The sequence below is a fragment of the Streptococcus mitis genome (assembly GCF_023110375.1).
Taxonomy (GTDB): Bacteria; Bacillota; Bacilli; order Lactobacillales; family Streptococcaceae; genus Streptococcus; species Streptococcus mitis_CI.
On the sequence record NZ_JALDVV010000001.1, the window covers coordinates 160,771 to 183,693 of the forward strand.

The 22,923-nt window shown below is 38.8% G+C and carries 25 protein-coding genes; all 25 read left to right on the plus strand.

Annotation, left to right across the window (positions count from 1 at the left end; translation table 11 throughout):
* Positions 1 to 74 precede the first annotated feature (74 nt).
* The gene (locus tag M1G12_RS00785; protein WP_084865590.1) at positions 75 to 674 is read left to right on the plus strand and encodes a thymidine kinase; all 600 of its coding nucleotides are present in this window, start codon (positions 75 to 77) and stop codon (positions 672 to 674) included.
* Complete coding sequence (gene prfA, locus M1G12_RS00790) at positions 661 to 1,740, plus strand: peptide chain release factor 1 (protein ID WP_001028792.1); 1,080 nt, start codon at positions 661 to 663, stop codon at positions 1,738 to 1,740. The genes M1G12_RS00785 and prfA overlap by 14 nt, the downstream gene beginning before the upstream one ends.
* Positions 1,740 to 2,576 carry a peptide chain release factor N(5)-glutamine methyltransferase gene (gene prmC, locus M1G12_RS00795; RefSeq protein WP_247949224.1) on the plus strand — a complete coding sequence of 279 codons (837 nt, stop codon included), beginning with the start codon at positions 1,740 to 1,742 and terminating at the stop codon, positions 2,574 to 2,576. Before prfA ends, prmC begins: the two co-directional genes overlap by 1 nt.
* On the plus strand, positions 2,560 to 3,162 hold the full coding sequence (locus M1G12_RS00800; protein WP_000969299.1) for an L-threonylcarbamoyladenylate synthase: 603 nt from the start codon (positions 2,560 to 2,562) through the stop codon (positions 3,160 to 3,162). The genes prmC and M1G12_RS00800 overlap by 17 nt, the downstream gene beginning before the upstream one ends.
* A gap of 1 nt (position 3,163) precedes the next feature.
* A complete protein-coding gene (locus M1G12_RS00805; RefSeq protein WP_000942963.1) occupies positions 3,164 to 3,595 on the plus strand; it encodes a GNAT family N-acetyltransferase in 432 nt (143 codons plus the stop codon).
* A 59-nt stretch (positions 3,596 to 3,654) separates the two neighbouring features.
* On the plus strand, positions 3,655 to 4,911 hold the full coding sequence (gene glyA / locus M1G12_RS00810; protein WP_247949225.1) for a serine hydroxymethyltransferase: 1,257 nt from the start codon (positions 3,655 to 3,657) through the stop codon (positions 4,909 to 4,911).
* A gap of 7 nt (positions 4,912 to 4,918) precedes the next feature.
* Positions 4,919 to 5,893, plus strand: coding sequence for a nucleoid-associated protein (locus tag M1G12_RS00815; RefSeq protein ID WP_247949226.1), 975 nt, complete (start codon positions 4,919 to 4,921; stop codon positions 5,891 to 5,893).
* Entirely contained in the window at positions 5,893 to 6,507 is a 615-nt protein-coding gene (pmp23, locus tag M1G12_RS00820; RefSeq protein WP_023947700.1) for a cell wall hydrolase Pmp23, read from the plus strand. Before M1G12_RS00815 ends, pmp23 begins: the two co-directional genes overlap by 1 nt.
* A gap of 73 nt (positions 6,508 to 6,580) precedes the next feature.
* Positions 6,581 to 7,555 carry a DUF1002 domain-containing protein gene (locus M1G12_RS00825; protein WP_247949227.1) on the plus strand — a complete coding sequence of 325 codons (975 nt, stop codon included), beginning with the start codon at positions 6,581 to 6,583 and terminating at the stop codon, positions 7,553 to 7,555.
* 73 nt (positions 7,556 to 7,628) lie between these two features.
* Complete coding sequence (gene rlmD, locus M1G12_RS00830; protein WP_247949228.1) at positions 7,629 to 8,990, plus strand: 23S rRNA (uracil(1939)-C(5))-methyltransferase RlmD; 1,362 nt, start codon at positions 7,629 to 7,631, stop codon at positions 8,988 to 8,990.
* A 208-nt stretch (positions 8,991 to 9,198) separates the two neighbouring features.
* Positions 9,199 to 9,372, plus strand: coding sequence for a hypothetical protein (locus M1G12_RS00835; protein ID WP_023916187.1), 174 nt, complete (start codon positions 9,199 to 9,201; stop codon positions 9,370 to 9,372).
* Positions 9,369 to 10,148 (plus strand): replication initiator protein A, encoded by a 780-nt coding sequence (locus tag M1G12_RS00840; RefSeq protein ID WP_023916188.1) that lies wholly within the window; start codon positions 9,369 to 9,371, stop codon positions 10,146 to 10,148. Before M1G12_RS00835 ends, M1G12_RS00840 begins: the two co-directional genes overlap by 4 nt.
* A 98-nt stretch (positions 10,149 to 10,246) precedes the next feature.
* Positions 10,247 to 11,605, plus strand: a complete 1,359-nt coding sequence (gene dcm / locus M1G12_RS00845) for a DNA (cytosine-5-)-methyltransferase (protein ID WP_084926501.1) — start codon at positions 10,247 to 10,249, stop codon at positions 11,603 to 11,605.
* On the plus strand, positions 11,589 to 12,038 hold the full coding sequence (locus M1G12_RS00850) for a hypothetical protein (RefSeq protein ID WP_176139585.1): 450 nt from the start codon (positions 11,589 to 11,591) through the stop codon (positions 12,036 to 12,038). Before dcm ends, M1G12_RS00850 begins: the two co-directional genes overlap by 17 nt.
* Positions 12,031 to 12,411: a thioredoxin domain-containing protein gene (locus tag M1G12_RS00855; protein WP_061706396.1), complete on the plus strand. Its 381-nt coding sequence runs from the start codon at positions 12,031 to 12,033 to the stop codon at positions 12,409 to 12,411. Before M1G12_RS00850 ends, M1G12_RS00855 begins: the two co-directional genes overlap by 8 nt.
* A 12-nt stretch (positions 12,412 to 12,423) precedes the next feature.
* Positions 12,424 to 12,657: a hypothetical protein gene (locus M1G12_RS00860; RefSeq protein ID WP_000840776.1), complete on the plus strand. Its 234-nt coding sequence runs from the start codon at positions 12,424 to 12,426 to the stop codon at positions 12,655 to 12,657.
* Positions 12,658 to 12,659: 2 nt separating this feature from the next.
* Positions 12,660 to 13,247, plus strand: coding sequence for a CPBP family intramembrane glutamic endopeptidase (locus M1G12_RS00865; RefSeq protein ID WP_247949229.1), 588 nt, complete (start codon positions 12,660 to 12,662; stop codon positions 13,245 to 13,247).
* 333 nt (positions 13,248 to 13,580) lie between these two features.
* Positions 13,581 to 13,880, plus strand: coding sequence for a hypothetical protein (locus M1G12_RS00870; protein ID WP_000869753.1), 300 nt, complete (start codon positions 13,581 to 13,583; stop codon positions 13,878 to 13,880).
* Complete coding sequence (locus tag M1G12_RS00875; protein ID WP_247949230.1) at positions 13,870 to 14,358, plus strand: hypothetical protein; 489 nt, start codon at positions 13,870 to 13,872, stop codon at positions 14,356 to 14,358. Before M1G12_RS00870 ends, M1G12_RS00875 begins: the two co-directional genes overlap by 11 nt.
* Entirely contained in the window at positions 14,358 to 16,235 is a 1,878-nt protein-coding gene (locus M1G12_RS00880) for a VirD4-like conjugal transfer protein, CD1115 family (RefSeq protein ID WP_247949324.1), read from the plus strand. The genes M1G12_RS00875 and M1G12_RS00880 overlap by 1 nt, the downstream gene beginning before the upstream one ends.
* Before the next feature lie 20 nt (positions 16,236 to 16,255).
* Complete coding sequence (locus M1G12_RS00885; protein WP_000627865.1) at positions 16,256 to 16,498, plus strand: hypothetical protein; 243 nt, start codon at positions 16,256 to 16,258, stop codon at positions 16,496 to 16,498.
* Positions 16,499 to 16,514: 16 nt separating this feature from the next.
* Positions 16,515 to 17,369, plus strand: a complete 855-nt coding sequence (locus M1G12_RS00890; RefSeq protein ID WP_001054257.1) for a VirB6/TrbL-like conjugal transfer protein, CD1112 family — start codon at positions 16,515 to 16,517, stop codon at positions 17,367 to 17,369.
* Positions 17,370 to 17,422: 53 nt separating this feature from the next.
* On the plus strand, positions 17,423 to 17,782 hold the full coding sequence (locus M1G12_RS00895; RefSeq protein WP_247949231.1) for a PrgI family protein: 360 nt from the start codon (positions 17,423 to 17,425) through the stop codon (positions 17,780 to 17,782).
* Complete coding sequence (locus tag M1G12_RS00900) at positions 17,733 to 20,090, plus strand: VirB4-like conjugal transfer ATPase, CD1110 family (protein ID WP_247949232.1); 2,358 nt, start codon at positions 17,733 to 17,735, stop codon at positions 20,088 to 20,090. The genes M1G12_RS00895 and M1G12_RS00900 overlap by 50 nt, the downstream gene beginning before the upstream one ends.
* Before the next feature lie 11 nt (positions 20,091 to 20,101).
* Positions 20,102 to 22,915, plus strand: coding sequence for a phage tail tip lysozyme (locus tag M1G12_RS00905; RefSeq protein ID WP_247949233.1), 2,814 nt, complete (start codon positions 20,102 to 20,104; stop codon positions 22,913 to 22,915).
* The last annotated feature ends 8 nt before the right edge of the window (positions 22,916 to 22,923 follow it).

A 22,923-nucleotide genomic window follows, 5' to 3' on the forward strand; every position in this document is an offset into this window, starting at 1 on the left:
CCGTTTAAAGCTTAAGAAAATTATGATATACTAGAATGTAGCAAAAATTTAGAAATGGACGTGAAGCAAGAAACATGGCACAGTTGTACTATCGTTATGGGACCATGAACTCTGGTAAGACAATCGAGATTCTTAAAGTAGCCTATAACTATGAGGAGCAAGGAAAAGGTGTTGTGATTATGACCTCAGCTCTTGATACGCGTGACGGTGTTGGCTATGTGTCGAGTCGGATTGGTATGAAACGCCCTGCCATTGCGATTGAGGAAACGACGGATATCTTTGGCTATATCCGAGACCTACCAGAAAAGCCTTACTGTGTGTTGGTCGATGAAGCCCAGTTTCTTAAGCGTCATCATGTTTACGATCTAGCTCGTGTTGTGGACGAGTTAGATATACCCGTCATGGCTTTTGGTTTGAAAAATGATTTTCGAAATGAACTGTTCGAAGGTTCCAAGTATCTCTTGCTCTTAGCAGACAAGATTGACGAAATCAAGACCATTTGTCAGTATTGTAAGAAAAAGGCGACTATGGTTTTGAGAACACAGGATGGACTGCCCGTTTACGATGGAGAACAGATCCAGATTGGTGGCAATGAAACCTATATCTCGGTTTGTCGTAAACATTATTTTGCCCCTGAAATCAATAAGGAGAATGAAGAAAATGAACATCTATGATCAACTACAAGCTGTAGAAGACCGTTATGAAGAATTAGGAGAGTTGCTCAGTGACCCAGATGTGGTTTCGGACACCAAGCGTTTCATGGATCTTTCCAAAGAAGAGGCTTCTACTCGTGATACGGTAACAGCCTACCGTGAGTACAAACAAGTCCTTCAAAACATCGTTGATGCTGAAGAAATGATTAAGGAATCAGGCGGAGATGCGGACCTGGAAGAAATGGCCAAGCAAGAGCTCAAAGATGCCAAGGCTGAAAAAGAAGAATACGAAGAAAAACTGAAAATCTTGCTCCTTCCAAAGGATCCAAACGATGACAAGAACATCATCCTTGAAATTCGTGGAGCGGCTGGTGGTGACGAAGCGGCACTTTTCGCTGGAGATTTGCTAACCATGTACCAAAAGTATGCAGAAGCCCAAGGCTGGCGATTTGAAGTCATGGAAGCATCTATGAACGGTGTCGGAGGTTTTAAAGAAGTTGTTGCCATGGTTTCAGGTCAGTCCGTATACTCAAAACTCAAGTACGAATCTGGTGCCCACCGTGTACAACGTGTCCCTGTGACAGAAAGCCAAGGCCGTGTTCATACTTCGACAGCAACAGTTCTTGTCATGCCTGAAGTCGAAGAAGTAGAATACGATATTGATCCAAAAGACCTTCGTGTCGACATCTATCACGCCTCTGGTGCTGGGGGACAGAACGTCAATAAGGTTGCGACAGCAGTTCGTATCGTTCACTTGCCAACCAATATCAAGGTTGAGATGCAGGAAGAACGTACCCAGCAGAAGAACCGTGAGAAGGCCATGAAAATCATCCGTGCGCGTGTTGCTGACCACTTTGCACAAATTGCTCAGGATGAACAAGACGCTGAGCGTAAGTCTACTATCGGTACTGGTGACCGTTCAGAACGGATTCGTACTTACAATTTCCCACAAAATCGTGTCACAGATCACCGTATCGGCTTAACTCTCCAAAAACTAGATACCATTTTGTCTGGTAAATTGGATGAAGTTGTGGATGCCTTGGTTCTTTATGACCAAACGCAAAAATTAGAAGAATTAAACAAATAATGAAATTAGCTCAATTATTTTCAGATTTTGAAGAAGAGTTGATGAGACAAGGAGAGGAAGCAGAAAGCCTCTCTTTTGTCTATCGTAGCCTGAAAAATCTTTCTTTTACTGACTTTGTTTTTGCTCTTCAGCAGGAAGTGACGGAAGAGGAAGAAGTATTTGTAAAAGGAATTTTCCAACAGTTAGCAGCTCACAAGCCAGTCCAGTACATCATTGGACAGACAGATTTTTATGGAATGCAGTTAACAGTTGATGAGCGTGTATTGATTCCTCGTCCAGAAACAGAGGAGTTGGTGGAGCTTATCCTGGCTGAAAATCCTGAGACGAATTTTTCAGTTCTGGATATCGGAACAGGTAGTGGAGCCATTGCCCTTGCATTAGCAAAAAACAGATCAGCTTGGTCGGTGACGGCAGCAGATATTTCCCAAGAGGCTCTTAACCTTGCGTCCGAGAATGCTAAAAATCAAAAACTTAATATATTTTTCAAAAAATCTGATTGTTTTGCAGAAATTTCTGAAAAATATGATATAATTGTATCCAATCCACCCTATATCTCTCGTGAAGATGAGTCAGAGGTTGGCTTGAATGTCTTGCATTCGGAACCTCATCTAGCTCTTTTTGCAGACGAGGATGGCCTAGCTATTTACCGTAGAATTGCGGAAGATGTAAAAGACCATCTCAAAGATGGTGGTAAGATTTACCTTGAAATTGGATACAAGCAAGGTCAAAGTGTTCCTGAACTTTTTAGGAAACATCTTCCTGAAAAACGATTACGAACACTTAAGGACCAGTTTGGTCAAGATAGGATGGTTGTAATTGATGATGGACAGGATTAGACAAGAGTTGGAAAATGGTGGAGCGGTCGTTCTACCTACTGAGACAGTTTACGGTCTCTTTGCCAAGGCTCTAGACGAAAAAGCAGTTGACCATGTTTACCAACTCAAACGTCGTCCAAGAGATAAGGCGCTTAACCTCAATATCGCCTCTCTAGAGGACATCTTGCACTTTTCTAAGAATCAGCCAACTTATCTACAAAAACTTGTAGAGACCTTTTTACCAGGTCCCTTAACCATTATTCTCGAAGCTAATGACCGAGTTCCCTATTGGGTCAATTCTGGTCTTGCAACTGTTGGATTTCGGATGCCTAGTCATCCCATTACCCTTGATTTGATTCGAGAGACAGGACCTCTGATTGGACCGTCAGCTAATATCTCAGGTCAGGCAAGTGGAGTGACTTTTAATCAAATTCTAGAGGATTTTGACCAAGAGGTTTTGGGTTTGGAAGACGATCCTTTTCTAACTGGACAGGATTCAACTATTTTGGATTTGTCTGGAGACAAGGTGAAAATCTTACGCCAAGGGGCCATTAAGCGAGAAGATATTCTTGCTCGGTTGCCAGAGATTTCTTTTGAGGAGGAATGAGATGTTAAGAGACTTAAGAGAAACTGATGTGAAAGCAATATGTGAGATCAACCAAGATGCTTTGGGCTATTCTTTTAGTCCAGAGGAAACGGCTAGTCAATTAGCTAGACTATCTCAGGATTCCCATCATTTCTTACTTGCTTATGAGGATGAATCTACTCATGCCTTGCTTGGATATGTCCACGCTGAGGTCTATGAATCACTTTATTCTAAAGCAGGATTTAATATTTTAGCTTTAGCAGTTTCACCTCAAGCACAAGGGCAAGGTATTGGTAAAAGCTTATTACAAGGGTTGGATCAAGAAGCAAAAAGACGTGGTTATGGGTTTATCCGCTTAAACTCTGCCGATCATCGTCTGGGTGCTCATGCATTTTATGAAAAAGTTGGTTATACTTGTGATAAAGTGCAGAAACGATTTATTCGCATCTTTTAGTTTATTTTCTTGTTGCAAAACAAACTAAAGGACCAGTCACACTATAAAGGAGAAGACCTATGATTTTTGACAAAGACGATTTTAAAGCATATGATGCTGATCTCTGGAATGCTATTGCCAAAGAAGAGGAACGCCAACAAAACAACATTGAGTTGATTGCTTCGGAAAACGTAGTTTCCAAGGCAGTTATGGCAGCTCAAGGGTCTATCTTGACGAATAAATACGCTGAAGGTTACCCAGGACGCCGTTATTATGGTGGAACAGATGTAGTAGACGTGGTGGAATCTCTAGCCATTGAACGCGCAAAAGAAATTTTCGGTGCAAAATTTGCCAATGTCCAACCACACTCAGGAAGCCAAGCTAACTGTGCAGCTTACATGGCCTTGATTGAGCCTGGCGATACGGTTATGGGAATGGATTTGGCTGCAGGTGGTCACTTGACTCATGGGGCTCCTGTTAGCTTCTCAGGTCAAACCTACAACTTTGTTTCTTATAGTGTTGATCCTGAAACGGAACTCTTGGATTTTGATGCTATCTTGAAACAAGCCCAAGAAGTAAAACCAAAATTGATCGTAGCAGGTGCTTCAGCCTATTCTCAAATTATCGACTTCTCAAAATTCCGTGAAATCGCAGATGCTGTTGGGGCTAAGCTTATGGTGGATATGGCCCATATCGCTGGTTTGGTTGCAGCTGGTTTTCACCCAAGCCCAGTGCCATACGCTCATATCACTACAACAACGACCCACAAAACTCTTCGTGGCCCACGTGGTGGTTTGATTTTGACCAATGATGAAGACTTAGCTAAGAAAATTAATTCAGCTATTTTCCCAGGTATTCAGGGTGGTCCTTTGGAGCATGTTGTGGCAGCTAAGGCTGTTTCTTTCAAAGAAGTTTTGGATCCAGCCTTCAAGGAATATGCTGCCAATGTTATCAAGAACAGCAAGACTATGGCAGATGTCTTCTTGCAAGACCCTGATTTTCGTATCATTTCTGGAGGAACTGAAAACCACCTCTTCCTAGTGGATGTGACTAAAGTTGTAGAAAACGGCAAAGTTGCTCAAAACTTGCTGGATGAAGTCAATATTACCCTAAATAAAAACTCAATCCCTTACGAAAGCTTGTCACCATTCAAGACAAGTGGTATTCGTATCGGAGCAGCAGCCATTACTGCACGTGGATTTGGTGAAGAAGAAAGTCGCAAAGTGGCTGAATTGATTATTAAAACCCTTAAGAGTGCAGAAAATAAAGCTGTCTTAGAAGAAGTGAGAAGTGCAGTTAAAGAATTAACAGACGCCTTCCCATTATACGAGGACTAAAACTTTTATGGACATCTATATTAAGAAAGCTATTATTCATCAGTTCAGTCCGGATGATACCGAGCTGTTCCTAGCGGATAAGTTTCTCAATATTACTCCAAAAATCGAAGAATACCTGCGCAAAAAAATTGAACGTGTGTATTCAGATGAAGCCAAGACTGGGATTTTCGAGGAAGGAAATCCCTTCTTCAATCACATCACAGACGATTTATTGGAGACTTCAGTAACACTGGCTAATCTCTGGAAAGAGGAGTTCAGCATTTCTGAAAACCTTAAGACCAATGACTTGATTTTTGTGCAATTTTCGAAAGAAGGCGTGGAACATTTCGCTTTCTTACGAATTGCCCTGCGGGAAACCTTGACCCACCTCGGGGGAGAAGTTGACAATCCAATCAAGCTGACTCAGAATAACCTGCCTGGATTTGGAACGGGTGCTGACGAGGCCTTGGTGGTCAATCTTCAGAGTCGCAAGTACCACCTCATCGAGAAACGAATCAAGTACAATGGGACTTTTTTGAACTATTTTTCAGATAATCTTCTTGCTGTCGCTCCTAAGATTTCACCCAAGAAATCCATCAAGGAACTGGAAAAGACAGCCCAGAGAATTGCCGAATCTTTTAACACAGATGATTTTCAATTTCAATCCAAGGTCAAATCAGCGATTTTCAACAACTTAGAAGAAAGCAATGAACTGTCGCCAGAGAAATTGGCCAACGACCTTTTTGACAATAATCTGACGGCTCGTTTGAGCTTTATTGATCAAGTCAAGGAAGCCGTACCAGAGCCTGTTCAATTTGATGAAATTGATGCCAGTCGTCAGCTTAAAAAATTTGAAAACCAAAAACTTTCCTTGTCAAATGGAATTGAGCTTATCGTTCCCAATAACGTCTATCAAGACGCCGAGTCTGTTGAGTTTATCCAAAACGACAATGGAACCTACTCTATCTTAATCAAAAATATCGAGGATATCCAAAGTAAATAATGTTTAAACGAATTCGAAGAGTGCTTGTACTAGCAGTCTTCCTTTTTGCTGGATATAAAGCTTACCGCGTTCACCAAGATGTCAAGCAAGTCATGACCTATCAACCCATGGTGCGAGAAATCTTGAGTGAAAGAGACACCCCAGCAAACGAAGAGCTTGTGCTCGCTATGATTTATACCGAAACAAAAGGAAAAGAAGGCGATGTTATGCAGTCTAGTGAGTCTGCTAGTGGCGCTACCAATACCATCAATGATAATGCCTCTAGCATTCGGCAAGGCGTTCAAACTCTGACAGACAATCTCTATCTGGCCCAGAAGAAGGGGGTAGATGTCTGGACGGCTGTTCAAGCCTACAATTTTGGACCTGCCTATATAGATTTTATCGCCCAAAATGGCAAGGAAAACACCTTAGCTCTGGCCAAACAGTACTCTCGTGATACTGTTGCTCCCTTGCTTGGTAATACCACTGGAAAGACTTATAGTTATATTCACCCCATTTCCGTTTTTCACGGTGCCGAACTCTATGTAAATGGAGGAAACTATTACTATTCTAGACAGGTGCAACTCAACCTTTACATCATCAAATGTTTCACTCTCTTTTCGACATCTGGCTAGACCAGGTGTTTTTGTTATAAGTTTTCTTTAAGATAGATATATTACTCTAGAATGGTAAAGGAGGAAATTCCCTATGAGAAAGAAACTCTTTCTGACTAGTGCTGCGGTCTTGTGGGCAGTAACAGCTATGAATAGCGTCCACGCAGCAACAGATGTTCAAAAAGTCATCGATGAAACCTATGTTCAATCTGAATATGTCCTAGGTTCTTCATTGTCTGAAGATCAAAAAAATCAAACTCTAAAAAAACTAGGCTACAATGCCTCAACAGATACTAAAGAACTCAAGACTATGACACCTGATGTCTATTCTAAGATTATGAATGTGGCCAATGACTCAAGTTTACAGTTGTATTCATCAGCCAAGATTCAAAAACTAGGTGACAAGTCGCCACTTGAGGTCAAGATTGAAACACCAGAAAACATCACTAAGGTGACTCAGGATATGTACCGCAATGCGGCCGTAACTTTGGGTGTGGAGCACGCCAAAATCACTGTAGCAGCCCCCATTCCTGTTACAGGTGAGAGTGCTTTGGCAGGAATTTACTATTCGCTAGAAGCTAATGGAGCCAAGGTGCCACAAGCCAACAAAGATTTGGCTCAAGAAGAGTTGAAGGCTTTGTCTGATATCAATGCTGAAAACAAGGACAAAACTGGCTATGATGCTAATAAATTGAACGTTGCCCTAGCTGATATCAAATCAGGACTCGCCAAAGCTAAAGAAAGCAAGGGAAATCTGACAGAGGAAGATGTCCGTAAAATTGTTGAAGATACCTTGAAAAATTACAAACTTGATCAGGTTATAACAGGAAACCAGATCAATATTATCATCAATTTTGCTTTGAATCTCTCAAAGAGTGATATCCTCAGCAATGCAGACTTCACTAAAACCCTGAATGACCTGAAACAAAGTATTGTTTCACAAGCTGGCGACAGTTTTAAAAATATCAACCTTAACTTTGATGCGGATAAGGCGCTAGAGGACGGCGGCAATTTCCTAAGCTCCCTCTGGCAAGCCATTGTCAACTTCTTCAAGAGTTTTGGTTCTTAAGAAATTTCATGGTATAATAGATGGTAACCGTAACGTTGCCGTCTTTTTTATCGGCCAATAGAAAGAGAAGAGAATGTTAAAGAAAAATGATATTGTAGAAGTTGAAATTGTCGACTTGACCCATGAAGGGGCAGGAGTTGCCAAGGTTGATGGTTTGGTCTTTTTTGTCGAGAATGCTTTACCGAGTGAAAAAATCCTCATGCGTGTCCTCAAGGTCAATAAAAAGATTGGTTTTGGGAAAGTTGAAGAATACCTTGTCCAATCACCATACCGTAATCAAGATCTAGATTTGGCTTACCTGCGTTCAGGAATCGCGGATTTAGGTCATCTTGCCTATCCAGAACAGCTCAAGTTTAAAACCAAGCAAGTTAAGGATAGTCTATACAAGATTGCTGGAATTGCAGATGTAGAGGTTGCTGAAACGCTTGGCATGGAAAATCCAGTCAAGTATCGCAACAAAGCTCAGGTGCCTGTTCGTCGAGTAAATGGTGTCTTGGAAACAGGATTTTTCCGTAAGAATTCGCATGACCTCATGCCTCTAGAAGATTTCTTTATCCAGGATCCTGTGATTGATGAGGTAGTAATAGCCCTACGAGACTTGCTCCGCCGTTATGATTTGAAACCTTATGATGAAAAGGAACAAGCTGGCTTGATTCGGAATCTTGTGGTGCGTCGTAGCCACTACTCAGGACAAATCATGGTGATTTTGGTAACTACTCGTCCTAAAGTTTTCCGTGTGGAACAATTGATTGATCAACTAATCAAGCAGTTTCCAGAGATTGTGTCTGTTATGCAAAATATCAACGACCAGAATACAAATGCGATTTTTGGTAAGGAGTGGCGCACACTTTATGGACAAGACTTTATCACTGATCAGATGTTGGGAAATGACTACCAAATCGCTGGACCCGCTTTTTACCAAGTCAATACTCAAATGGCAGAGAAGCTTTATCAAACAGCCATTGACTTTGCTGCATTAAAAGAAGACGATGTGATCATTGATGCCTATTCTGGTATCGGGACGATTGGTCTTTCTGTTGCGAAACATGTCAAGGAAGTCTATGGTGTCGAAGTGATTCCAGAAGCGGTTGAGAATAGCAAAAAGAATGCTCAGCTAAACAATATTTCAAATGCCCACTATGTTTGTGACACAGCTGAAAATGCTATGAAAAATTGGCTTAAAGATGGAATTCAACCAAGCCTTATACTAGTGGACCCACCAAGAAAAGGACTCACAGAAAGCTTTATCAAGGCAAGTAGCCAAACAGGAGCCGACCGCATCGCCTATATCTCATGTAATGTCGCCACCATGGCGCGTGATATCAAACTCTACCAAGAATTGGGATATGAGTTGAAGAAAGTTCAGCCAGTGGATTTATTTCCTCAAACGCATCACGTGGAGTGTGTAGTGTTGCTACAACGAAAAATAGGGTGAAAATCCTTGATTTTAAGCTATTTTACAAGCATTTTGTCTTTGTAGATAAAGGCAATTTTGACGTCAGAAAAGTCCTAAAAAGGCACATAGATGTATATGTATTTGTAGATGTCGTTTGCGCATCGGAAAAATGAATACAACAATAAATATTTAACTAACGAGAGAACAATTGTATATTGTTCTCCTTTTTTTATTTTCAGGAGGGAAAATGACAAAAGAATTACAATCATCACGCTATATTGTCATTTCATTTTTAGTACGTGAAATGGGAATTGATATTGTTGAAGCCATCTCTCTTATGGCTGAATTAGAAAAAAGTGGCTTGGTTCAATTGGAATCAAGTGGAGATTTAATACTCAAAGAACTTGGAGGAACGCTATGAAACGAATTACCGCAAATCAATACCAAACTTCAGAACGGTATTATAAATTACCTAAAATTCTTTTTGAGGATGAGAAATATATGGATATGAAATTAGAAGTAAAGGTGGCTTATTCTATTTTAAAAGATCGTTTAGAATTATCTCTTAGTCGTGGTTGGATAGATGAAGAAGGGGCGGTTTATTTAGTATTTTCTAATTCTAAACTGATGAGGCTGTTAGGTTGTTCTAAGTCAAAATTACTGTCCATCAAAAAAACTCTTAAAGAATATGACTTAATTGATGAAGTTCAACAGTCTTCAAGTGAGAAAGGAAGACTAGCTAATAAGATTTATTTAGGGGAGTTGTCTTCTACCCCAGTAGCTAATTCAAACAGGCCTAGTGTTAAAAAAAGACTAGGGCAGGTTGAAAATGAAACGGGCCCCGTCTCACATTCAGCCTCTAGTGAGACTGAAGTTAGTGAGACTAAATATAGTGAGACTGATTCTTTATTTATTGAGGATGAGGAAGAAAGGAATACTCAACCTATCTTGAGAAGAAAAGTAGAAAAGGTCACAAAATATGATCGAGAGTATATTTGGGGATTGGTACAAGATCAATTTAGACGAGAGGGTTTTTCTGAAACAGCCAGTGATATAGCTATGACTGATTTTGAGAGAATCTATCAATATGCTCTAGATAATGTTCGCTTTGTTAGACGAGCGGAAGTACTTGCTGAATTTGTGTTTAATGGCTTGTATTCTGTTTGGAATAACCGTGTTAGAAAAGGAGGTGGTTAAATGTCGCCAATCGAGTGGATATTAGTTATGCTCATTGTCATTTCAAGTGGTGTGACTTTTTGGACATTGATAGTCGATAAGAAAGGGGTGATAAAGAAATGAGATTTATTGATTTATTTTCAGGTATTGGTGGCTTTCGACTTGGAATGGAAAGTGTCGGACACGAGTGTATTGGATTTTGTGAGATTGATAAATTTGCTAGGAAATCTTATAAGTCCATTTTTCAAACGGAAGGAGAAATTGAATTTCATGACATACGAGATGTTTCAGATGACGAATTTAAAAAACTTAGAGGGAAAGTCGATGTCATCTGTGGGGGATTCCCTTGTCAAGCATTTTCAATCGCAGGAAGACGATTGGGATTTGAAGATACTAGAGGAACTTTATTCTTTGAAATTGCTCGGGCGGCCAAACAAATCCAACCACGTTTTCTTTTTCTTGAAAATGTTAAAGGCCTACTCAATCACGATAAGGGACGGACGTTCACCACAATCCTTACCACACTTGATGAGTTGGGGTTTAATGTTGAGTGGCAGGTGCTTAACAGTAAGGATTTTGGCGTTCCCCAAAACAGAGAGAGGGTGTTTATTATCGGACATTCTAGAAAGAAAGGTACCCGACTCCTATTTCCTTTCAGACGAGAAGGTCAAGCAACTAACTCTGAGACTTTGAAAGTACTAGGAAATTTGAATCCATCAAGAAGTGGAATGAGTGGTAAAGTCTATTATTCAGAAGGTCTTGCGCCAACCTTAGTTCGTGGAAAAGGAGAAGGATTTAAAGTTGCGATTCCTTGTATGACACCAGACAGATTAGAAAAGAGACAAAATGGTAGACGTTTCAAGGATAATCAAGAGCCAATGTTTACTTTAAATACTCAGGATCGCCATGGTATTGTCGTTGTTGGAGATTTACCAACTAGCTTTAAGGAAACAGGTCGCGTCTATGGAAGTGAGGGCTTATCTCCAACACTGACTACGATGCAAGGTGGAGATAAAATTCCCAAAATACTGATTCCAGAACCAATCCATTTTTTAAAAGTCCGGGAAGCAACGAAAAAAGGATATGCTCAAGCAGAGATTGGGGATTCAATCAATTTAGAAAGACCAAGTTCTCAGTATCGTCGTGGTAGAGTTGGAAAAGGTATAGCGAATACGTTAACAACTAGTGGGCAAATGGGAGTAGTAGTGGCTAGCTATGAAGGAGAAGATAAACAAGTTTACCAAGTAGCTGGTGTCTTAATTGATGGGCAATTTTACCGTTTGAGGATACGACGAATCACTCCTAAAGAGTGTTTTAGACTGCAGGGCTTTCCTGATTGGGCTTTTGAAGCTGCTAGAAAAGTCTCTAGTAATAGTCAGCTCTATAAACAAGCTGGTAATAGTGTAACCGTTCCTGTGATTGCCGCAATCGCAAAGAAATTAAAAGAAATAGAGGAAAAAGATGAAAGCATTAAATAAAGAATCAATACTAGATTGTGATGAATTAGAAACAGAATTACATGATGCAGAAATCAGACAGCTGGATGAACAAATATTTTTGATGCCCAATTATCCATGTGAGTTTGAGGTTACATTTTTAGATGATTACCATAAAAAACATAATTACCCACTATTTTATGAATCCTATCTTCAAAACATTATGGAATTCCTTGAAAGTCAGGATATAAAGAACGGAGCTGATGCCTTTGTAGATGATCATCAGAATCTTGTTTTTGTTTTATATGGGCAAGGCTATCGAGCCGAGGGAAAAGAGGGAATACTTACAACCCAAGTAACTGTAAAAGCTTATGATGAAGACAAGAAATCGATTAACTTCTCAAATTTATTAGATTCCTTAATCGTCTCAGAATATCAAATGGAACCGAATCTTTGGGAGGTCTCCCATGATTGATCTCTATCTAAGTAAAAATAGCCAAAGAAATCAGCTTCTTTTAGACTTCTTTCAAAACTATGGCATCGAGGTATCTTGTCATTCAGTTTCTGAAATGACAAAGGATAAATTAATTGAGATGATGAGCTATTCTTCAGATTGTTTTGAATTTTTATCTCCCAATTTATTACGATTTAAGAACCGAGACAATCTAAAATTAACGGATTTCGTTGAGATGATTTTAAAAAATCCTGAACTAACCATCAGACTTCCTCTTGCGGTTTCAAATAAGCGAGTTTATCCAAATCTAAATTTGGAGGAAGCTAGAGCTTTATTGCCAAGAGATACGAAACAATTGATTTACATGGCACAAACACATTATTTATCTAACTAAAGGAGAAGCAATATGGCTGAACGATTTTGGGAGAACTTGTCCATTATTTTGGCTGAAAGAAATATCAGCTGGATTGAGTTAACCAGAAAAATGTTTGCGGGAGAGTTTCACTATCCAAGTGAATTGAATCGCTTGTATCAAAAGATTCGTCACTACAAGATGGAACAACGAATGCCTCAAAGTCCATGGGTAGAAAGGATTGTGCAGGTATTAGATTTAGATTATGAAGATTTATTTCGGAGGTAACTATGAAAAGAATAATTCCAGTTTATATATTCCAACAAGTAAATGTCCTATTGGTATCCTTATACTTACTGAAATTGCTTTGTATCGGTGAGTTAACTATACTACAGATTCTCTATGGTGCATCGCTCATTTACTTTTTATGGATGTATGGTCAACGAAAACAAGTGATCAAGGTTAATATGAAAACTAGGATAAAATGGCTTGGTATTGGATTTGTCAGCCTACTGATTATAAGTCTATGTTTTAGTCTGGTTCATGCTCAAGGAAGCACGAATCAAGCAAACTTAATTGGGCTTCAACATCAAGTTCCTTGGTTTTCATTTTTATTGTTTTTAATCAATGCGAGTATGGTTGAAGAATTTTTGTATCGAGAAATTTTATGGAACTTGGTTAGAAAATTAGATATTCGAGTTGCTTTGACAAGTGTTTTATTTGCCTTAGCTCATCATCCAGGAACCATTCTAGCTTGGTGTTTATATGTTTCATTGGGAATGTTTTTAGGGATGGTGCGCTATAAATCGGACTTATGGGGTAGTATGGGGCTACATTTGGTGTGGAACCTACTAGTTTATAGTTTGCTGCTTTTTTAGACCAAATTAGCTTGTTTTAGGGAAATGAAATGCTAACGTTATGTAACAATGTTAGTCTTTTATTTCAAAATCTTTGTTTAGTATGAATTTAGTTCTACAGAAAAATAAGAAATGTGATAAAAATTTCAACTACTCTTATCTATAATAAAGCTACCTGTTCTTTGAAAATTGAATCCACTCCGTCTTGATTAGCGTGCCTGTGTAAGTAGGGACTGAGAGTATTTCCCTGTGAAGGGCAACTGGCACAAGACGTGTGTGAGAATTTTCTAACAGACACGGAGTTTATCGTTACCAGACTTAAACGATGCGACAAACTAGATAAAGGAGTTAATCATGAAGGTAGTAAACTTGTATGATTTGAAACAAATGGGAAATAAAGGTGGTTGTACCATCCAATTGATTCATCACTTTCCTTTTGGTATGGGCTTAGGACATCTCAAAAAAGACTACATTGAATTTAAACGTGTTGGTATCTTTGATGGGAAAGCAGTAGAAGTTACTCTTCGAGAACCTTATTCGAGAGATCTACTGCAGGTTGTCAAGTCGATTAAGCAACGTCAGAAATTGATAGCTTATCGTTATAAAGAAGGAAAGCTGCTATTTGTGAAGAAGGAGGCCTCAGATGTCCTCTGAACAACAGGAACGAATGGCAGTTCAATATGCTGAGCGTAGTCTTTTATTTACTGTCAAAAGTCTCTTAAAGATTCTAGAATGGTCTAGACGTCAGGCTTTAGCACAGGATTCCGCCTATAAGATAGGAGTGCAGAAATTAGAAGAATTGCTACAATCTCCCTATGCGATTGATACGATTAATCTGAAGAAAGATTTTTTAGACAAACCAATTGATATAGAGAAATTTAAAGCTTTTTTAGAAAAAGAAGAGATTCCTTTAGCCATCGCTTGGCAAGGGGATTCTCTACATTTCTACACGAAAGACCGTTCGATTCTAGACAATCATTTAGACCATCTGTTAGAAAAAATGGTTAATGATCCGGAGAAATTAGCTGATTTTACCATGGATAAGTCATTAGACCAAGCAATTGATGAGGCTAAATCCCAAATTACCTTTAGACAAGAAGGGGCCGTCAAACAGAAAGAGATGGTGAGATGATGTACAGTGGAAAGAAATTCCTACTATTCTCACTGTTAGGCATCTTACTAGGCTATCTTTTTCATCGTTTGACGCTTTTGTATGATTCCTATACTGGAAATACCTTAGATAAATGGACTCATCTTCTGATGGAAGGTCAAGATGAAGTTCTTCAGTCGCCATGGAATGTTTCTTTTACTGGAAAATCAAGTGCTTTTTTTCTACTAGGTTTTGTGATGATGTTGCTGGTTTATCTCTATTTAGAGACTGGTAAAAAACAATACCGAGAAGGGGTAGAATACGGGAGCGCCCGTTTTGGAACTCTAAAAGAAAAGAAGCTCTTTTACGGTAAGGAATTTTCTCATGATACGATCTTAGCCCAAGATGTTCGTCTAACTTTGTTAGATAAAAAGTCACCACAATATGATAGAAATAAGAATATTGCGGTGATCGGAGGTTCAGGAAGTGGGAAGACATTTCGCTTTGTGAAACCCAATCTCATCCAGATGAATAGTTCTAATATAGTAGTGGATCCTAAAGATCACTTAGCTGAGAAAACAGGAAAACTCTTTTTAGAACATGGCTACCAAGTAAAGGTGCTAGATTTAGTCAATATGAAGAACTCAGATGGCTTCAATCCTTTTCGCTATATAGAGACAGAAAATGATTTGAATCGCATGCTGACGGTTTATTTCAATAACACCAAAGGCTCTGGCTCTCGTAGTGATCCATTTTGGGATGAAGCTTCTATGACTTTGGTACGAGCTTTAGCCTCCTACTTGGTCGATTTCTATAATCCACCCAAAACAAGAGAACAGCTTATAGAAGAAAGTCGTTTAAGTCAAAAAGAATACCAAAACTTGTTGAAACGTCAAAAAAAAGAAGTGGAAGAGCGAAAAAAACGAGGGCGTTATCCAAGTTTTGCTGAAATCTCAAAACTCATTAAACACTTATCCAAGGGTGAAAACCAAGAAAAAAGTGTCTTAGAAATTCTATTTGAAAATTATGCTAAAAAGTATGGAACTGAAAATTTCACCATGCGAAATTGGGCAGATTTTCAAAATTATAAGGATAAGACTCTGGATTCTGTTATAGCTGTAACCACTGCTAAATTTGCCCTCTTCAATATTCAAAGTGTCATGGATTTGACCAAAAGAGATACTCTTGATATGAAGACATGGGGCAAGGAAAAATCAATGGTGTACTTAGTTATCCCAGATAACGATAGTACATTTCGCTTTCTTTCAGCCCTCTTTTTTTCAACCGTATTTCAAACCCTAACAAGACAAGCAGATATTGATTTTAAGGGTCAATTGCCTCTTCATGTGAGAGTTTACTTAGAGGAGTTCGCAAATATCGGAGAAATCCCAGATTTTGCTGAACAAACCTCAACAGTCCGCTCTCGTAATATGAGTCTCGTTCCCATTCTTCAAAATATTGCCCAACTTCAAGGGCTCTATAAAGAAAAAGAAGCTTGGAAAACCATTCTTGGGAACTGTGATAGCTTAGTCTACTTAGGTGGTAATGATGAAGATACCTTTAAATTTATGAGTGGATTACTCGGTAAACAAACCATTGATGTTCGAAATACTAGTCGTTCCTTTGGCCAGACAGGTTCAGGATCCCTTTCTCATCAAAAGATTGCTCGTGATTTAATGACACCTGATGAAGTCGGAAATATGAAACGGCATGAATGCTTGGTTCGAATTGCTAATATGCCAGTCTTTAAAAGCAAAAAGTACAATTCCACTAAGCATCCAAACTGGAAGTACCTAGCCAACCAAGAAACCGATGAACGGTGGTGGAACTATCAAATCAATCCTTTGAATCAAAGACAAGAAAATCATCTTGAGAGCCTTAGAATTCGTGATTTAACTTTTGAATCTAGTTTAAAATAAAAATAGAAAAGAGGAAATAGATGATTACGCATTTTAAAGGTTTTGTTTATGGAGTAGACGCAAGTGCTATGTTTGCACAAGCTATGTCTTTGTTACAGAAGGGATTAATTGCAGTTGGTGCCTTTCTCGTTGTTGTGGGGATTGTCAACCTTGCAACCAACATTAAAGATGGTGGACCTGGTGTTCGGAATGCCATTCTGGAAATTGTCGGTGGTGTTATGGTAGGGGCTGCTGGAGCCTTTGTAACTCAGATTTCAATTTAGGAGGATAAACAATGACATGAATCTTAGTTTAGTCTCACCCTTTGTTTACCTTGCATCTGAAAAAATATCAGCTGAAAATTTATTTGAAGGGTTTAATGTAGATTTACAATCTACGGTAGATCTGATTAAATCCCTATCTAGCTACAATCCAACAGTTTGGACTTATATGTCTAGTATTACTAAAAGTGTCATGCAACCTCTTGGAGTTGCGATTTTATCAGTTGTTCTCATCTTAGAATTTTCGAAGATGGCAAAGAAAATTGCTAACTCTGGTGGAGCGATGACCTTTGAAGCATTAGCGCCGATGTTGATTAGTTATATTATGGTCGCAGTTGTAATTACCAATACTACCGTTATTGTAGAAGCTATCATCGGGATTGCGAGTCACGCCATTGAACAAGTGGCCTCGATTGTGGCTCACGGTGGGGCGAAGTATGATACCATCTCTGGATTAAAAGGGTCAGGATTTATTGGCCGGATGATTGTGGGCTTTTTCGCCCTCCTCATTTGGCTTGTTCGGATAGTAAGTGCAGCCATGGTCAATCTTTTGGTATCTATTCGATTTATTCAACTCTACCTTATGATTCCATTTGCCCCTCTTACGATTCCAACATTTTTAAGTGATGAGTGGAAGTCTATTGGTATTGGCTATTTAAAAAATATTATGGTCTATGCGGTACAAGGGGTTCTTATTTTTCTGATTGTTTCTCTTGTTCCTTTGTTTGAATCTGCTGGGAAAATAGCCGTTTCAAATGGTGCAGGAGTCCTGCAATCTCTTGCGATTATGTTTGGTAGTTTGGTACAAGCTATCTTACTGATTATTGCCCTCGTTGGTTCTCAACGTACGGCTCGCTCAATTTTAGGTATGTAATTAGATAAAGGCTAGGAAGTGATTGCTTCTTAGCCTTTTTAGAAAGGAAAGTCATGAATACACGTGTCTTTAAGGACATCTCAAAATACCAACACAGGGCTTGGTTAGGTTTCACCACAAGGCAAATCATCTTTGTTTTACCAGCCTTTATTGTCACAGTTATTGTTTTGGGCTTGAATCTCTTTTTCTGGCAATTTGGAGATTGGTTTGTTTACGGTTTTGTGTTTGCTTTTACCATCCCCCTCATGCTATTTGGAGTCTATAAACCCAATGATTTATATTTTGAACATTATTTGAAATACCGTCTTCATTTTGAATTAACGGTTCCCCTACGCACAATTACAGGAAAGAAAGGACCTGAACATGAAAAGAAAATCAAATACATTAAAGAAACAAAAAACTTCAATGACTAATAAAAAGGAAAAAGTTAAAGGGAAAAAAGAGGAAGTGTTACCCTCAACGGCTAATACTCTTTCCTATCAAGCCCTGTATCAAAATGGTCTGATGCAGGTGAAAGAAGATTATTTCTCACAAAGCTATTTACTTGGTGATGTCAATTACCAGACCGTTGGTTTAGAAGATAAGGGCGCAATCATTGAGAAGTATTCTGATTTGATTAACTCCCTAGACGACCAAACCAACTTCCAATTGACTATCTTTAATAAAAGATTGAATTTAGAAAAGTTTAGACAAAGTGTTTTGTATGAGGAAAAAGAAGATGGATATGATACCTATCGTAAAGAATTGAATCGGATGATGAATCAGAATTTAGACAGTGGTGAAAATAATTTTTCAGCTGTGAAACTGATTAGCTTTGGTAGAAAGGATTCTAATCCCAAACAAGCTTATCGTTCCTTGTCTCAAATTGGAGAATATTTCAAAAGTGGTTTCTCAGAAATTGATGCTCGATTTGAATCCTTGGCTGGAGAAGAGCGTGTCAACTTGTTGGCAGATATGCTTAGAGGAGAACATCATCTTCCTTTTTCTTACTGTGATTTAACGAGATCTGGTCAGACAACTCGTCACTTCATAGCGCCTAATCTCTTAGATTTCAAAAACAAGAATTACCTACAAATCAATGACCGCTTATTACAGATTGTCTATGTGAGAGACTACGGCATGGAATTAGGTGATCAGTTTATCAGAGACCTCATGCAAGGAGATTTGGAATTGATTGTGAGCCTTCATGCTCAAAGTTCGACCAAGGCAGATGCCATGAAGAAACTACGAACAAAGAAGACCTTAATGGAATCCCAAAAGATTGGGGAACAACAAAAACTAGCTCGTACAGGTATCTATTTGGAAAAAGTAGGTCATGTATTAGAAAGCAATATCGATGAAGCTGAGGAACTCTTAAAAACCATGACCGAGACAGGAGATAAACTATTTCAAACAGTATTCTTGATTGGTGTTTTTGGTCAGGATGAAGAAGAACTTAAACAAGCTCTAGACACGATTCAACAAGTGGCCGGCTCAAATGACCTAATGATTGATAAACTTCCATATATGCAAGAAGCAGCCTTTAATAGTTTGCTGCCATTTGGTTGTGATTTTTTAGAAGGCGTATCACGGAGTTTATTAACGTCCAATATAGCAGTGAACTCTCCTTGGACTTCAGTAGACTTACAAGACCGTAGTGGGAAATATTATGGTATTAATCAAATCTCAAGCAATATTATTACCATTGATCGAAGCCTATTAAATACACCGTCTGGTCTGATTTTAGGAACATCTGGAGCTGGTAAAGGGATGGCAACTAAGCATGAAATTATCACGACCAAAATCAAGGAATCTGGTGAAAATACTGAAATTATCATCGTGGATCCAGAAGCAGAATACAGTGTCATTGGACGAGCTTTTGGGGGAGAAATGATTGATATTGCGCCCGATTCCCAAACTTATCTCAATGTCCTTGACTTGTCTGAAGAAAATATGGATGAAGATCCTGTAAAGGTAAAATCAGAATTTCTTTTATCCTTTATCGGCAAGTTATTGGATAGAAAAATGGATGGAAGAGAAAAATCGATTATCGACCGAGTTACCAGACTCACCTATCAGTCATTTAAAGAGCCTTCTTTAGAAGAATGGGTCTTTGTCTTGAGCCAACAACCAGAAGAAGAAGCGCAGAATTTGGCACTTGATATGGAACTGTATGTCGAAGGTTCTCTTGATATTTTTTCTCATAAAACAAATATTCAGACAGGATCCAATTTCTTAATCTATAATGTTAAAAAGTTAGGAGATGAGCTGAAACAAATCGCTCTTATGGTTGTTTTTGATCAGATATGGAATCGTGTCGTTCGGAACCAAAAATTAGGGAAGAAGACCTGGATTTATTTTGATGAAATGCAGCTTCTCTTATTAGATAAATATGCCAGTGATTTCTTCTTTAAATTGTGGAGTCGTGTCAGAAAATATGGAGCTAGTCCTACTGGGATAACCCAAAATGTCGAAACCTTATTGTTAGATCCAAATGGTAGACGGATTATTGCAAATAGTGAATTTATGATTCTCCTCAAGCAAGCAAAAAATGATAGAGAAGAACTGGTTCAACTCTTAGGCTTGTCAAAAGAACTTGAAAAATATCTAGTCAATCCAGAAAAAGGGGCAGGACTAATAAAAGCAGGTTCCGTTGTCGTTCCCTTTAAAAATAAGATTCCTCAAGGTACACAATTGTTTGATATCATGAGTACAGATCCTGATAAAATGGCTTCTAATTAAGGGGAAGGTAAATGAAGGATAAAAGAGAAATCATACGTGCCCGAAAGGCATTTAGAAGAAGTCTAAAAGATGAGAAGAAATTCTTGAAAAAAGGAAAGAAGGAGGTAAGGAAACAGAAAAAAGATTCCTCTGTACTGGATGAAAAAGCATGGAAAAAAGAGATAAAGCAAAAGCTAGAGGAGATGAGAGAAGATTCAAAGGAGAGAGTAAAACAAGCAAATGAAGATTACAATCACATCCTTCAAAATAGTCCTCCATCTCTTTTGAATCGCAAAGAATTAAGAGACAGACGATTACCTCATGCTAGGAAACGATTGAAAATAGCCAAGAAGCAATTTAGAGAAGCCAAGGTAGAAGCAAAAGAAGAAAGAAAAGAGAGTCGTAAAGAAAGAAAAACCAATCAAAAATTTCTCTACGGTCAGGAATCGAAAGCAAAATCTAATTTTTTCTTTCAAGGGAAGAGTTTAGAAGAATTAAAAGCTAAGAAAGAAGTCAAGGCCGCAAAAGAGAATTTAAAATCTACTAAACAAGCCTATAAATCCAAAAAGGTTAGTAGGAAAGCCAAAACTTTCCTTTATGTCCTTGGACGTGAAGGTGGAGAGTTAGCTTCAGAAAATGAAGATTTAGAAGGCTATCGCACACTTCAAGAGACTATTAGAAAAGGGAAACGCTACAGTCGGCTTTCTTATAATCTTGGAAAAGCTAGTGTCAAAACAGGACAAGCAACAGGTCGTTTTACCAAGAAAAGACTGACCAACACAAAAGAGCGATACCATCATTTTAAGGATGGAAAAGGATGGAAACTAGCGAAAGATAATCCAAGTTCCTTTAAAAATCGGTATCGAAAATTAAAGAAACAAGGTCTTACAAGTGTCCGAAATATCTATCAAAAACTAAAAGCAGCCTTTTCCTTCTTTACATTTGCGACTGGAAATCCTGTAACCTGGATAGTTGGAGGAATAGTCTTTCTTCTTTTACTTATGATGAGCTTCTTTTTAGGATTTTCATCTGCTAGTTTGATTCAACAAGATGAATTTGAATTAACAAAAGCTTATACCCATCTAACTTGGGAAGATGCAGAACATACTCGCAAAAATGACAAAGGAATTACTTATTACACAAAAGTTGATGATGTGATGGGGTATATGAACTTTAAATTCCATGACTATGAGTTAAACAAACCAGTTCACTTATTTAGTTCAGAAACTTACAAGGATTATCTGTCTACTTTGTGGCATGATTTAAACGATGGGGAAGATTTGAAATCCATGCAAGACCTCTATGAAACTCCTAAGTATAAACTCTCGAAAGACGATCAAGAGGAAATAAAGGAACTAAAAGAAGAGGGTGTGTATGCTTCCATGCAGGAATTGGACAATCCATTTGAGGGGAAAAGCAACGAAGATAGTCTAACCATGACTTATCGTTATGGATACTATGATTTAGATGGGAAACCTACTCTTCAGGAGTACATTCTACTAGAAGCAAAGGCTCACCAAACGATTGTCGCACCCATGGATGGAGTTGTATCTCTAGATGGCGACAATGTTATTCTTACTAACGGAAAAGGAGAGAATGAGAGTCGATTGACCTTGTATTCTATTCATAATGGCCGTGCGATTGAGGGGACAAGAGTCCTAACGGGTGATATTATTGGTGAAACACCAGACGATACAGGTTTGAAAGTTTCCTATCAAAAGTATAAGAACAAGAAAGAAAAATTGGTGTATGTCAATCCGCAATTTTATTTTCCAAAGGTCATTCAACTTCAGACAACTATCTTACCTGCCATTGGTCAGTTTGGTGGGGATGAGTTTGAACGTGCAAAACATATTTATGAGTTTTTGAAATCTCAAGGGGCAAGTCCCCAAGCCATTGCGGCTATTTTAGGAAATTGGTCGGTAGAGTCTTCTATTAATCCAAAACGAGCTGAAGGAGATTATTTATCTCCTCCAGTTGGCGCTACCGATTCCTCATGGGATGATGAAAGATGGTTAGCGATTGGAGGTCCAGCCATTTATGGAGGTGCTTATCCTAATATTCTTCATAGAGGTCTAGGTTTAGGGCAATGGACAGATACCGCAGATGGTTCAACACGGCATACAGCCTTGTTAAATTATGCACGCACCCAAAATAAGAAGTGGTATGATTTAGACCTCCAGCTTGATTTTATGCTTCATGGGGATAGTCCTTACTATCAAAGTTGGTTAAAAGATTTCTTTAGAAATACGGGCAGTGCAGCCAATCTCGCCCAACTCTTCCTCACCTATTGGGAGGGAAATTCTGGTGACAAACTACTGGAAAGACAAACTAGAGCAACGGAATGGTATTATCAAATTGAAAAAGGCTTTAGTCAAACAAATGGAGGACAGGCAAAAAGTGACCCACAATCCCTTGAAGGGGTTCGTGGGGACTTGTATGATCATTCTGTTCCTGGTGGTGGAGATGGTATGGCCTATGCCTATGGACAATGTACATGGGGTGTTGCGGCTCGTATGAACCAGTTAGGATTAAAGCTAAAAGGTAGAAACGGAGAGAAGATTTCAATCATTAATACCATGGGAAATGGTCAGGACTGGGTTGCGACAGCTTCAAGTCTTGGTGGGGAAACGGGCTCTACACCAAGAGCAGGTGCCATTGTTTCTTTTGTGGGAGGTACACATGGCACACCAGCCATCTACGGTCATGTGGCTTTTGTCGAGAAAGTTTATGATGATGGTTCTTTCCTTGTGTCTGAAACTAACTATGGTGGCAACCCTAACTATACCTTTAGAAAAATCTCTCAAGCAGATAGTGCCATCAGTTTTGCTTATACGGTGAAATAAAAGAATCA